Origin of the sequence: Sphingobacterium sp. JUb20, assembly GCF_004342035.1 — a bacterium.
Lineage (GTDB): Bacteria > Bacteroidota > Bacteroidia > Sphingobacteriales > Sphingobacteriaceae > Sphingobacterium > Sphingobacterium anhuiense.
Genome location: NZ_SLYV01000011.1, coordinates 55,914 through 68,678, shown reverse-complemented (window position 1 = coordinate 68,678; position 12,765 = coordinate 55,914). Strand labels below are relative to the sequence as shown.

Sequence of the window (12,765 nt, the reverse complement as noted above, 5' to 3'; positions counted from 1 at the left end):
TATGGAATTCTTACTGCATATTGTTGAGGGAATATTTTTTGTTCCATTTATCATCTGGATCATTTATTTTTTTGTGTTTTCCATAGGCTATCGTATTCCTAGAAAACAGCGTTTCAAAAATACGGCTCTTCAACATCAGTTTTTAGTTATTTTTCCGGCTTACAAAGAAGATGCTGTTATTGTGGAAAGCATTCGTTCTTTCCTTAAACAAGATTATCCGTCATCTCTGTATGAGATAGTGGTTGTTGCCGATAGCATGCAGGATGATACCAATGCTGCCTTGGGACATCTGGGAGCTACGGTACTTATTCCAAAATATGAGCATCGATCCAAAGCCGCCGCACTTAATCTTGCTATTAGCGCTACGCAAGATAAGCAGTTCGATGCCGTTGTTATTTTGGATGCCGATAATTTGGTGTATCCCGATTTTCTACAGCAGGTTAATCGAAGCTTTGCGTCAGGTTGCAAAGCAATACAGGCACACCGTATCGCTAAGAATGCTAATACGGATACGGCCTATTTGGACGGTATCAGTGAAGAGATCAACAATTCGATCTTTCGGAAAGGCCATGTTAATCTGGGACTCCCGGCAGCATTGACCGGTTCGGGAATGCTGTTTGAAATCAATTGGTTTAAGCAGGTTATGCCCAAAATTAGTTCGATGGGAGAAGATAAAGAATTGGAATATCACCTCCTTTTAGATGGAATTTTCACCACTTATTTGGAAGAGGTGTATGTGCTGGATGAAAAGGTACAGAACCGAAAAGATCTTTCCAATCAGAGAAAACGATGGATAGCCGCACAAATCGATACATTTTTGCTTACTTTTAAGAACATAAGTACTATTTTTCGCACGCGCAATTGGTCCATGCTAGATAAACTAGTACAGTGGTCAATTCCTCCACGTATTATTTTACTGGGCTTTATTCCCCTCTGGATTTTCATTCTCTATATATTGGCGCCAATATTGATGTATAAATGGTTTGTGCTTTATTTTTTATTTCTTATAGCACTTTGTTTAGCTGTCCCAGATCGATTTTACAATAAGCGAACATTAATATCCTTTTTAAAACTACCATTTATTTTTATGGCTATCTTGCGTAGTTTTATGGGTATTAAATCAGGACGTACCACTTTTGTTCATACACCACATGGCGAAAAAAAAGAAGATTATAGTAATTGAGGCACAACGGATATTCCGAAGAAATAAGCATGGGATGGACTTTGTCGCTTTAGAAATGATTCGGAGCTTACAGCAGTTAGATCGGTTTAATCAGTATATTATTGCAGTCGGTCCAGGAGAAGACCATTGCCTAACAGCGACAGAAAACTTCCGCATTGTTGTATTGGAAAGTTCTAATTATCTGGTATGGGAACAGGTATTATTGCCCCGTCTGCTTAAAAAAGAGCAGGCCCATCTTTTACACTGTACGTCAAATACAGCACCTTTGCACATGCATATCCCACTTGTACTGACCCTCCATGATATCATCTTTATGGAAAAGAAGATCGGGAGCAATTCTTCGATGTACCAGAATCTGGGTCGCATCTATAGACGTTGGATCGTTCCTAGAGTTCTAAAAACGGTGCACAAGGTGATTACGGTATCGGATTATGAACAGCAAAATATTAAGGCCGCTTTTCCGCAGTTAAGTCAGCATATCATAACCGTTTATAATGGTGTTAGCCCACGGTTTCGGCAACTCAGCAGTTTTTCCGATTCCCGGTTTGCAGCGTTGGAAAATGGAAGCTATTGGTTGCTCTTAGGAAATACAGATCCTAAAAAAAATCTTAAAAACACATTACGCGCCTATGCCTATTATTTGCAGGAGAGCGTCTTTAAGAAGAAAATGCTACTGGCAGATCTGGATGAGGAGCATCTGGATCAGTTGCTTACTGAGCTGGATTTACATGCCATAAGGGAATACCTGATTTTAGAAGAATATATTGCCCACGACCTTCTGGTCGAAGTATATAATAAGGCTTTCGCATTTTTATATCCTTCCATTCGCGAAAGTTTTGGTTTACCGCTTTTGGAAGCGATGGCTTGTGGCACGCCCGTCATTACCTCCAATACTTCCGCTATACCGGAGGTCGCTCAAGATGCGGTTGTTTATATTGATCCCAGCGATATCAGTTCCATTGGCGACGGCATGTTAAAGCTGGAAAATGATGCTATATTATATAAAACTTTAGTTGGCAAAGGATTCGTGAGAAGTGCACAGTTTGACTGGAATCAAACAGCGGCAAAGACATTGGATATTTATGAAGCAGTACATCTATCAAAATAAATCATTAAAACGATTGGTTCATTGGCTCATCATGAGTCCAGTACGGACACGGCCACGCTGGTACGTCCGTATGCTGCAGTTCCTGTATGTCAAAAGGGGCCGTGGCTCTGTGATTTACAACAGTGTCCGCCGCGATCTTGTGCCCTTTCGTCAATGTTCCTTAGGTGTACGTTCGGTGGTTGAGTCCTTTTCTGTACTCAACAATGCCGTTGGCGATCTTTTTATTGGCGACCATACGCGAATAGGTATCGGTAATACGATCATAGGTCCTGTTACAATTGGAAACCAGGTTAATATTGGACAACATGTCCTCATTTCGGGGCTGAATCATAATTATGAAGATATCCAGAGTACTATTGCATCGCAGGGAGTTACTGTAGCACCGGTTTCTATTGGCGATGATGTATGGATCGGTGGAAATGTGGTTATTCTATCTGGAATCAGTATCGGTCAGCATGCCATAATCGGCGCAGGTTCTGTTGTCACAAAAGACATTCCTGCGTATAGCGTAGCTGTAGGCAATCCCGCCAGAGTGGTTAAAGTGTATGATTTTCAATTAAACAGTTGGATAAGAGTATGAAAAACCAACCCTTGATCAGCATCATTATGCCTGTTTATAATACAGAAAAGTACGTCGACGAGGCTATTCATAGTATTATGCAGCAAGACTTTCATAATTTTGAGTTATTGCTCATCAATGATGGATCAAGTGATGGCAGTGGGGCTATATTGGAACAGTGGGCTGTTCAGGACGAGCGGGTGCATCTTTTTTTTCAAGAAAATCAGGGGCTTTCTGCAACAAGAAATAAAGGGCTTTCCTATGCCAAAGGAAAGTATGTATATTTTATGGATAGTGACGATAAGTTGCGTCCAGATACGTTGTCTTTTTGTATCGATTATTGCGAAACCAGGAATCTGGATTTTGTTTATTTCGATGCAACGGTTTTTGGAGAAGAAGCTGATGCTAAGCTTTTAGCGGGATTCAATTATGCAAGGACGTATACAGCTCCCTTTGAGGTGATTAACGGATCTGTTGCTGTCGCAGGCCAATTGGAGAAGGGAGAGTTTTTTTCATCTGCCTGTATGGTATTGATCAAGAAAGAACTGCTCGATCAGTATGGTTTGAAATTTGAAGTCGGTCTTCTTCACGAAGATGAACTGTTTACCATGTTATTATATCTTCAGGCTGCACGGGTCGCGTATTTGCCTGAAAAGTTCTTTTTAAGACGTGTACGTCCCGATTCCATCATGACCAGCAGTCTAAGACTGTTTAATATACAATGTTATTTTAAGATTGCCGAATACCTCTCCGATTTTGCGCATAGGCATCATCAGCACAAAAATACAGTAGACCATTATTTAAAAAATATGTTAAATGCTGCTGTCTGGAAAGCACATGTATTGCCCTTTGCCGATCGCTGTAAAATTTTATATACAGTACTTAAAAATTGGAGGAGCTACGTGCAGATTCGGTCACTGCAGGTGCTCATGTTTAAGAATTATATTTCCTAAAAATGAATGATCTAAGGAAACAGCTGTTATCGGGAGTGTTTTTTACGGCAGTGGCCAAATATGCCAATCTGATCATTTCTTTATTGGTGACAGCGGTATTGGCGCGCTTGCTTGCGCCCGATCAATTTGGGGTGGTGGCTATCGCAACCGTCGCTATCGCTTTTCTCAATCTCATCGCCGATATTGGATTGTCGGCAACAGTCATACAGCACAAAGATCTGGACCGCAATGCACTCAGTGCTTTATTTTCGCTTTCGGTCTATATTGCCTTGATCCTTGCTCTGATCTTCTTTTTCTGTGCCGGAATATTTGCCGACTGGTATGATCAACCTATCCTTCGGCCCATCTGCCAGTTGCTCGCGATTAGCTTATTTCTTTCCGGCATCACAGTCGTACCTAATGCCTTATTTTTTAGAGAACGTATGTTTAAGGCTATAGCCCTGCGCAGTCTTATTATACAGTTAGTAGGCGGGGCTGTTTCTATAGTTGCCGCTTTCAATGGCATGGGCGTATATGCTTTGCTGGTCAATCCTATATTTTCATCTTTACTTATTTTTGTGATCTCCTATGCGCGATTTCCGTTAAAATTCACGTTCAGGTTCTCGCTGCAGTCGCTTCGGCATATTTTTTCCTATTCGCTCTATCAATTTTTATTCAATATCATTAATTACTTCAGCCGTAATGCGGATACACTGTTAATTGGTAAATACCTGGGCATGGTACCCTTAGGATATTATGATAAGTCCTATAGGCTGATGTCACTTCCCTTGCAGAATATCACGCAGGTCATTACACCGGTTATCCATCCGATTTTGAGTTTACATGGGCAAGATCGGCAATATTTAAATCGTGTAAACTTGAAGTTGGTTAGTTTCCTCGCTTTAATTGGATTTCCACTGTCTGTTTTCCTGTATTTTTCTTCCGCAGAGCTTATTCTATTATTTTTCGGTGCGCAATGGGAACTGGCGATCCCTGCTTTTAAAATATTAAGCTTGAGTGTCGGTATTCAACTGGTTTTATCTTCGTCAGGATCTATCTTTCAAACTGCTGGCGATACCCGGAGTTTATTTGTCTGCGGCCTTTTTTCTGCCATAGTTAATGTGACCGGTATCCTTTTAGGAGTATTCCATTTCGGAAGTATTGAAGCGGTAGCACAATGTCTTCTTATTACCTTTACGATCAATTTTATCCAGACCTATTGGCTCATGTATAGCGTCATCTTTAAAGAAAGTATACTTGTGTTTGCAACCTGTCTGTGGAAACCTCTTTTGTTTTCCGGGCTATTAGCTGTCCTGTTATATGGTACAAATTCAGTTTGCACTTCAGCGCATCAACTTTATAATTTCATGTTCAAAAGCTTGGTATTTATTCCTTCTTTTACGCTATTGGTCTGGTTTGGAGGTTATAAGGCCGATATCATGCAGTTTGTCAATAGAAAAAAAAATAAGAACTAAATTATTGATTATTTAATAGCAATTTTTATCTATTTTTTTGTAATTTCTTCGAGCCATTTAGGTGTAATTTAATTATTATAAGATATCATGGGGTTGAAGGTGCTTTTTTTTGTTTTTCATGGTTTTAGTGCGTACAACGGGATCAGCAAAAAGATTTGGGGTCAGGTCAATGGTTTAAAACAAAATGGTGCTGAGGTCATCCTATGCTCTTATACCGTAAAGGCAAATGGCCATCGCGTATGGAAGGTCAATGATGATATTCTTGTGGATCTTGGGACAGGAACATGTGCCAAAATTCGGAAACGGATCGACTATCGCGCCATCAGCAGGTATGTTTCTGAAAACAATTTTTCCCTTATTTATATCCGTTCGGATCATAATGCCAACCCTTTCACTATCAATTTGATCAAAAGTATGCGTCAATCCGGAGCACCCGTTGTCATGGAGATTCCAACTTATCCTTACGATCAGGAATATGATACTTTTAAGATGAAAGTTGACTTATTCGTAGATCGATTATTTCGCCGGCAGTTAGCCGAGCATTTGAATGCATTGATTACTTTTTCCGATTTTAAGATAATTTTCGGGCGTCCTACGTTACAGATCTCTAACGGGATTGATTTTGCTTCTATTCCTATTCGTCGTCCGGTTTCAAAAAGTAACAAAGAGATTCATTTATTAGCGGTGGCCGAGATCCATTATTGGCATGGCTTTGATCGTTTAGTTCATGGGCTTTCGATTTATAAGCGGGAGCATCCGTCCAGTCAGGTGTTTTTTCACCTTGTAGGTGAATTGAGCGGTGATCGTGAACGTCACGAAATCCTCGTTCCTTTGCAACAGTACGGTCTTGAGCAGGAGGTGATCTTGCACGGTGCTCTTTGGGGCGAATCACTGGATCATCTTTTTGATCTGGCCGACTTTGCTATCGGTAGTTTAGGAAGGCACCGAACCGGAATAGATGTCATCCGAACGTTGAAAAATCGGGAATATGCTGCCCGCGGTATTCCTTTTATGTATTCCGAATCAGATCCGGATTTTGATCACCGGGCATATGTCATCAAAGCAGCACCGGACGAATCTCCAATTGATATCGAGCAGATTTTAAAATTTTTAGAAATTAATGAGCTGTCTCCAGATGCCATTCGGAGCAGTATACTAGAACTTTCGTGGCAAGCGCAGATGAGCAAGCTGTTAAAATCAGTTGTGCCGTTACAAAATAACTTTATAGAATAGACGATCATGGGGAAATGGTATAAACCCTATTTAGGGGCCTTTAATATAGAAGTAGGGCAAGTCAAAGAACATATTTTTGAGAAGGTTAGATGGCAGCTGCAAAAGTTTTCGCATAAACAGCCTTTGTTGAGTATTGTTGTTATTGCTTACAACGAAGAGCAGCATCTGCTGGGATGTCTGTGGTCGCTGACCGATCAGCTTTGCAGTCAGCCGATTGAGATTATTGTCGTCAATAATAATTCAACAGATCGGACCGAAGAAATTCTAAAGCGGGTGGGAGCTCATTATTATAATGAATCCAAGCAAGGGCCTGGCTTTGCGCGACAGTGCGGACTGGATCATGCCAGAGGCCAGTATCTGCTCTGTGTGGACGGTGATACCCTATATCCGCCCTATTATGCAGAAACACATTTAAAGACGTTATGCAAAAAAGGTATAAGCGCTACTTTCAGTTTATGGAGTTTTTTACCTAAACCCGGCCAATCGCAGTTTTTTTTAACCTGCTATGAAGCATTAAGAGATGTGTATCTCAACTTACAGGCCATCAAAAGACCGGAGCTGTGTGTACGTGGTATGGTTTTCTCATTTCGTACGGAGCAGGGACGAAATGTCGGCTTTCGTACCGATATTAAACGCGGGGAGGATGGCTCGATGGCGCTAGGACTTAAATCATTTGGAAAGATTGCCTTTATCCGAAGCCGCAAAGCGCGAGCGGTTACCGGACAGCATACATTGGGAGCAGATGGCACTCTGATGAATAGTTTTTTCATTCGGCTGCGCAAAGCATTCCGTTCGTTAGGTGGTCTGTTTTCAAAGAAAGAAAAATACCTGGACGATGAAACCAATATTATAAATAATAACAAATAATTAGTATATTTTTGTCTTAAATACATCTGTCTTATGCTTGAGGTTGTTTTTTGGTGCTGTATTTTTCTAGTACTCTATACCTATGTGGGTTATGGAATGCTTATTTTTGTTTTAGCCAAATACAAACCTTACCAAAGAGATAAAAGTTGTAACACCTATCAAGAAGCCGAATTACCGGAATTGACCTTATTTATAACCGCTTATAATGAAGCCTCGATTATAGCTGCAAAGATGGCTAATTGTCGCGCTTTGCTCTACCCTGCAGAAAAATTAAAGATCCGCTGGGTTATTGATGGAAGTACGGACGATAGCGCTTTGTTATTGCGAGAATACATGGATGTAGAGGTTATTGATTCCCCGCTCAGAAAAGGAAAAACCGCCGCTATCAATCATGGAATGCAATCCGTCCATACACCGATTGTGGTTTTTACCGACGCAAACTGTTTGTTGAATACCGATGCTTTAAAAATCATTGCACATCAATTTAGCGATCCCAGTATTGGTTGTGTATCCGGAGAGAAAAGGGTGGCTTTTACAGATGATGATACCATATCCTCTAAAGGGGAGGGCACCTACTGGAAATATGAATCACTGTTAAAGAAACTTGATTTTCAGTATTATTCTACGGTAGGTGCTGCGGGTGAACTTTTTGCTATTCGTACCTCACTATTTACCGTTATGCCAGAAGATACCCTGTTGGACGATTTTATGCTGTCTATGGGGATTGCGAAACGAGGTTATCGCATTGCCTATACACCCGATGCGTATGCCGTAGAATCAGGATCACTTAATATGGAGGAAGAGGCAAAAAGAAAAAAACGTATTGCAGCAGGAGGTTGGCAATCGATCAAGAGACTCTTACCATTACTGAATGTCTTTACTTATGGTAAATTAAGCTTCCAGTATATCTCTCATCGGGTGTTACGCTGGTCCGTGACACCATTTGCACTTTTTGCACTTTTTCCGCTATCCTTTATTATTGGAATAGGATACAGCTCATATTTAAATGTGTTTAATATCATTTTTGTTCTTCAGGTCATCTTTTACCTTTGCGCAGGTTTAGGATATCTGAAGCGAGAAAATCCGTATGTATCCAAACTTTTTTATGTTCCCTACTATTTTATATTTATGAATATAAATGTCCTATTCGGAATTTACTACTTATGGAGTGAGCAACACCGTGGCGGATGGGAGAAATCACAGCGGAAATAATTTAGCGAACAGCATGGAGCCAAGAGCATTACATCAATTAAAATATTTGGAAAAGATCTTAGATCTTACCAGCGATACCTTATTCCTGATCGATCAGGACAATGTATGTGCCGATGCTATTGTTAAGACCGACAATCCGATCATTAATTCGCGGATTCAGTTGGTAGGCACTAATTTTCTTACTCTTTTACCGGCCTCCACCTCGGAGCTTCTAGCGCTGGAATTTACGAAATGCCGTGAAACGGGAGAAACTTCCAACCTGAATTACGATTTACCAACAGAAGATCAGACTTACTACTTCAAATTTATTATCCATAAATTTGATGAAGAGCATCTTCTCTGCCAATATCGTGATATCACGCAGCGGAGCAATATGAAACACCGTCTCAAATCAGCATTGAAAGCACAGCTTGAGGTTGGTAAAGTTGCTATGATCGGTCATTGGCGTTTTGATGTCAGGCAACAAGAATTTTTGCACACCGGTTATTCCAATCTTTTGCGAGTGAATCTGATGGAACCGAAAATCACAACCATGAATGATCTGCTGGCATCCGTTCATTCCGATGACCGGAAGAAGATGCGCGATTTTGTGAATAACGACAAAGCCGAATACAGTACGATGGAATACCGGATGGTACTTGCCGATCTGCCCATCACTTATATTCGGACCACTAAATATGCCAAATATAGCGAGAATGACAATTGTATCATTGAAGGCTTTTCTCAGAATGTGAGTGATTTCATGAAGAACCGCAATGAACTGGAAATGGTTTTAGCAGTTGTCAACAATGCACCTTACAGTATATTTGCCTGTCATACCGATGGTCAGCTGGCTTTTGCAAACAAAGCTTGCCGCCAACAGAATTGTCTCTCCGAAGAAGAGGCAATTGATCATATGAAGGTTTATGAGCGCTTAAAAAATTTCACCAGTAAAGAAGAATGGCAATTGTTTTTCCAAAAAATAAAAGAATCTTCAGGCTATTTACAGTACCGGTGCGATATTCCCTATCCTGAAATGGATATCATCGGTTCCGAATGCAGTTCCTTAATTATCAAGAACGGAAATGGCGACGATATTGTCTGGACCATCCAGCGCGATATTTCTGATCAGATCAGGTATGAGGAACAGTTGCTCCGTTCTAAAGAAACAGCAGAGGAATCTGAAAAATTAAAATCAGCCTTTATTTCCAATATGAATCATGAAATTCGCACACCATTGAGCGCTATTATTGGTTTTGGGAATATTATCGCTGAAACTCCTGATCCCGAATTGCGAAAAGAATATGGTCAGATTTTGATGGCCAATAGTAGCCAATTGCTGCGCTTGGTCTCAGATGTGCTGGAAATGTCGCAGATGGATGCCGGCAGAGTACGATTTGAATCAGCTCCTGTTTCGCTTACCGGAATTTTTAATGAGCTTTCCCTAAGCTTTGGTCCTTCCGACGACTTACCCGATCTTTTTTTTGATATACCTCAAAAAGAAGTTGTTGCCTATTTAGATCGCGGGCGGGTCATGCAGGTTTTGGTCAATCTCATTAATAATAGCATGAAGTTTACACCTTCCAGTGGAACGATTCACGTCGGCTATTTATTACATCAAGATCATATCGAGTTTTATGTGAAAGATACTGGAATCGGCATTGCCAAAGATAAGCAAGAAGCTATATTCAACCGCTTTTTTAAGATCAATGAGTTAGATAAAGGTACCGGACTAGGCTTATCGATCTGTAAAAGTATTGTCGAACAGATGGACGGTCAGATCTGGGTAGAGTCTGAAGAAGGTAAGGGATCGACTTTTAGAATAAAGCTTCCCTTAAATAGTCAAAGTTTATAATCGTATTGATCTATGCACAGCCTCCCGGAACCTAAACCTATACGTTTGCGTAAACTTTTTGCTAAAACGGCTTATGTTGTCCTGATGCTTCTAACTTCGCTATCCTTTTTAGCACTGTTTGTGCCGCCGCAGAAGCTGGTGTTTTTCCAATGGTTAGGAGTCTGCCTACCTTTTTTGCTCTTTTTTAATGTAATTTTTCTAATTATTGCACTTTATAAAAGAAGTTGGTACAGTATCTGTCCACTTGTAGCAATCTTGGCAAACTTTCATTACTTTCCTCAGAAGATCCAGTTCAATACGCCGGTAGAAGCACCATCTGTCGATATTAAATTTGCGACGTTCAATGTTCAAGAATTTAAAATGATCTACAATTTATCATCAATGGAACAGATTGCCGATTATTTAGCACAGAACGGTGTCAATACCGTTTGTCTGCAGGAAGTTCCCGGAGATCACTCCGTTGCTGCCCTTCAACGTGTTTTTACGACGATGCCACATGTCGTTATTACGGGCGGAAAAAGTGGCCAGCTTCAACTTGCTATTTTAAGCAAGTATCCGCTTGACTCGGTTAGAACAGTGTCTTTCGAAGAACGTGTTAATTGTGCGTTATTTGCAGATATTCTTGTGAAAAATCAAAAAATCCGTCTTGGAAATTATCACCTGCAGACGACAAACTGGAATCAGGTAAAGGGGGCATTGATCCCACAGCAGGAAAGTAAAGGCAATTGGATGGATGCATTAGGCACGATTTCACAGAATTTTAGATACAGGGGACGTCAGGTAGATAGCTTACGGAGTATTATGGACCGATCGCCTTATCCCATGATCATGAGCGGAGATTTTAACAATACACCTTTTTCTTATAGTTACAGTACGATCAAGGGAGATTTGAAAGATGCGTTCCGTGAGGCTGGCAATGGGTACGGATACACCTACCGTTATTTTATGAAGTTGTTCCGTATAGATTTTGTTTTTTTTAATGGAGACAACTTTCAGGCATTAAAATATCGTACAGGGGATGTTGATTTTAGTGACCACTTGCCTGTTTTAGTGGATCTTAATATCAAATAAAACATTCATGTTCATTTTTTTGTTAGATAATGTTATTAAAGGATTAATATCGTTGGTAATTAATAATTATATTTAAGAACGAAATTACTTATGTTCGTATTTTCGTATTTGCAGATAGTCTATGGAAATTGATTTTTCACATTATAATATCCTTATTGTTGAGGATTCAGAGCTAAACCGTTACGTATTGAGGGAGATTCTAGAACGGGAGTCTTTCAATGTATTTCCTGCGCCCGGTGCTTCTGTAGCATTTGAAGTTCTTCAAAAGGAAAGAATAGACCTCATTCTTATGGATGTGATGATGGGTGTAACCAATGGTTATGAGCTTACCCAGCAGTTAAAATCAATGGATCTGTATAAGCATATTCCAGTAATTTTTATCACAAATTTACGGTCGCCCGAAGATATCGTACGGGGCTTTGACAGTGGCGGCGTGGACTATATTCCAAAACCCTTTAATAGAAAAGAGCTACTGCAGCGTGTCAAGCATCAGATCAGGATACTAGCTTCCAATGAAACAATCGCAAAGCAGACCGAAGAGCTTAAAGCGGCCATTAAAAACCGCGATAGTATGTATGCTATTTTAGCACATGATCTTCGCAGTCCCATTTCTTCACTTAAGATGATCTTTAATATATTAGCGGTCAAAGCGGAAGAAGAAAATAATGGCTATTCAGCTATGGTCAACACCGGAAATGATATTGCCGAGCAACTTTTTAGTGTGCTGGACAATTTACTAAAGTGGACCAAATCAAGTCTTGGCATACTTAGTTTTATACCGCAGCAAATTCACTTAAAAGATTTGATATTGGGGGTTGTTGAGACACTTCAGCCTTCTGCAAATTTAAAACATATCAATCTCGATCTCGAACTGCAACAGGGACTGGAAATCTTTTTTGACGTGGATATTATGAAAAGTATACTCCGAAATCTGTTGATCAACGCAGTTAAATTCAGTCATGAAGATTCTGTTGTTAAGCTGACTTTACATCAAGATGGGGATTGGGCCGTTGTAGAGGTGATCGATAGCGGTATCGGTATGAGTGCACCAGCTCAAGAGCAGTTGCACAAACAGATTTTTAGACATGATGCGGTAACCGCGATGGGAGAAAAAGGTACGGGTATGGGACTATGGGTAGTCTCTCATTTTATTCATGCGCACCAGGGTGAATTCTTTTTTGAATCTGAGGAAAATGTAGGTTCCCGTTTTGGTTTTAAAGTCAAACTCAGTACCGGCGATTTATCTGTCTAAACTAATTTTTAAGTAAAAGATGCACGGTTTATCTGTAAG

The 12,765-nt window shown here is 40.3% G+C and carries 11 protein-coding genes; all 11 read left to right on the top strand.

Annotated elements, in window-relative coordinates; translation table 11 throughout:
• The first annotated feature begins 1 nt into the window (after position 1).
• The 11 genes from EDF66_RS18565 (at position 2) to EDF66_RS18515 (ending at position 12,726) form a co-directional block, all read left to right on the top strand.
• Positions 2-1,183 carry a glycosyltransferase family 2 protein gene (locus tag EDF66_RS18565; RefSeq protein ID WP_132844224.1) on the top strand — a complete coding sequence of 394 codons (1,182 nt, stop codon included), beginning with the start codon at positions 2-4 and terminating at the stop codon, positions 1,181-1,183.
• Positions 1,152-2,291, top strand: a complete 1,140-nt coding sequence (locus EDF66_RS18560; protein WP_132844222.1) for a glycosyltransferase family 4 protein — start codon at positions 1,152-1,154, stop codon at positions 2,289-2,291. The genes EDF66_RS18565 and EDF66_RS18560 overlap by 32 nt, the downstream gene beginning before the upstream one ends.
• Positions 2,266-2,871 carry an acyltransferase gene (locus EDF66_RS18555; RefSeq protein ID WP_132844220.1) on the top strand — a complete coding sequence of 202 codons (606 nt, stop codon included), beginning with the start codon at positions 2,266-2,268 and terminating at the stop codon, positions 2,869-2,871. Before EDF66_RS18560 ends, EDF66_RS18555 begins: the two co-directional genes overlap by 26 nt.
• Positions 2,868-3,803, top strand: a complete 936-nt coding sequence (locus EDF66_RS18550) for a glycosyltransferase family 2 protein (RefSeq protein ID WP_132844218.1) — start codon at positions 2,868-2,870, stop codon at positions 3,801-3,803. The genes EDF66_RS18555 and EDF66_RS18550 overlap by 4 nt, the downstream gene beginning before the upstream one ends.
• Positions 3,804-3,805: 2 nt before the next feature.
• Positions 3,806-5,257, top strand: coding sequence for a lipopolysaccharide biosynthesis protein (locus EDF66_RS18545; protein ID WP_132844216.1), 1,452 nt, complete (start codon positions 3,806-3,808; stop codon positions 5,255-5,257).
• A gap of 87 nt (positions 5,258-5,344) precedes the next feature.
• Positions 5,345-6,490, top strand: a complete 1,146-nt coding sequence (locus tag EDF66_RS18540; RefSeq protein WP_207898682.1) for a hypothetical protein — start codon at positions 5,345-5,347, stop codon at positions 6,488-6,490.
• Positions 6,491-6,496: 6 nt separating this feature from the next.
• Positions 6,497-7,357, top strand: a complete 861-nt coding sequence (locus EDF66_RS18535) for a glycosyltransferase family 2 protein (protein ID WP_132844215.1) — start codon at positions 6,497-6,499, stop codon at positions 7,355-7,357.
• 33 nt (positions 7,358-7,390) lie between these two features.
• Entirely contained in the window at positions 7,391-8,569 is a 1,179-nt protein-coding gene (locus EDF66_RS18530) for a glycosyltransferase family 2 protein (RefSeq protein ID WP_132844213.1), read from the top strand.
• Positions 8,496-10,403, top strand: a complete 1,908-nt coding sequence (locus EDF66_RS18525) for a sensor histidine kinase (RefSeq protein ID WP_132844211.1) — start codon at positions 8,496-8,498, stop codon at positions 10,401-10,403. Before EDF66_RS18530 ends, EDF66_RS18525 begins: the two co-directional genes overlap by 74 nt.
• Before the next feature lie 45 nt (positions 10,404-10,448).
• The gene (locus tag EDF66_RS18520) at positions 10,449-11,474 is read left to right on the top strand and encodes an endonuclease/exonuclease/phosphatase family protein (RefSeq protein ID WP_165902463.1); all 1,026 of its coding nucleotides are present in this window, start codon (positions 10,449-10,451) and stop codon (positions 11,472-11,474) included.
• A 121-nt stretch (positions 11,475-11,595) separates the two neighbouring features.
• Positions 11,596-12,726: a hybrid sensor histidine kinase/response regulator gene (locus EDF66_RS18515; RefSeq protein ID WP_132844208.1), complete on the top strand. Its 1,131-nt coding sequence runs from the start codon at positions 11,596-11,598 to the stop codon at positions 12,724-12,726.
• The last annotated feature ends 39 nt before the right edge of the window (positions 12,727-12,765 follow it).

What these genes read in the sequence shown, in the direction of transcription:
- EDF66_RS18560 (WP_132844222.1), top strand. Translation starts at nt 1,152, where the DNA reads ATGGCGAAAAAAAAGAAGATTATAGTAATTGAGGCACAACGGATATTC.
- EDF66_RS18550 (WP_132844218.1), top strand. Translation starts at nt 2,868, where the DNA reads ATGAAAAACCAACCCTTGATCAGCATCATTATGCCTGTTTATAATACA.
- EDF66_RS18525 (WP_132844211.1), top strand. Translation starts at nt 8,496, where the DNA reads ATGTCCTATTCGGAATTTACTACTTATGGAGTGAGCAACACCGTGGCG.
- EDF66_RS18555 (WP_132844220.1), top strand. Translation starts at nt 2,266, where the DNA reads ATGAAGCAGTACATCTATCAAAATAAATCATTAAAACGATTGGTTCAT.
- EDF66_RS18565 (WP_132844224.1), top strand. Translation starts at nt 2, where the DNA reads ATGGAATTCTTACTGCATATTGTTGAGGGAATATTTTTTGTTCCATTT.
- EDF66_RS18545 (WP_132844216.1), top strand. Translation starts at nt 3,806, where the DNA reads ATGAATGATCTAAGGAAACAGCTGTTATCGGGAGTGTTTTTTACGGCA.
- EDF66_RS18530 (WP_132844213.1), top strand. Translation starts at nt 7,391, where the DNA reads ATGCTTGAGGTTGTTTTTTGGTGCTGTATTTTTCTAGTACTCTATACC.
- EDF66_RS18515 (WP_132844208.1), top strand. Translation starts at nt 11,596, where the DNA reads ATGGAAATTGATTTTTCACATTATAATATCCTTATTGTTGAGGATTCA.
- EDF66_RS18540 (WP_207898682.1), top strand. Translation starts at nt 5,345, where the DNA reads ATGGGGTTGAAGGTGCTTTTTTTTGTTTTTCATGGTTTTAGTGCGTAC.
- EDF66_RS18535 (WP_132844215.1), top strand. Translation starts at nt 6,497, where the DNA reads ATGGGGAAATGGTATAAACCCTATTTAGGGGCCTTTAATATAGAAGTA.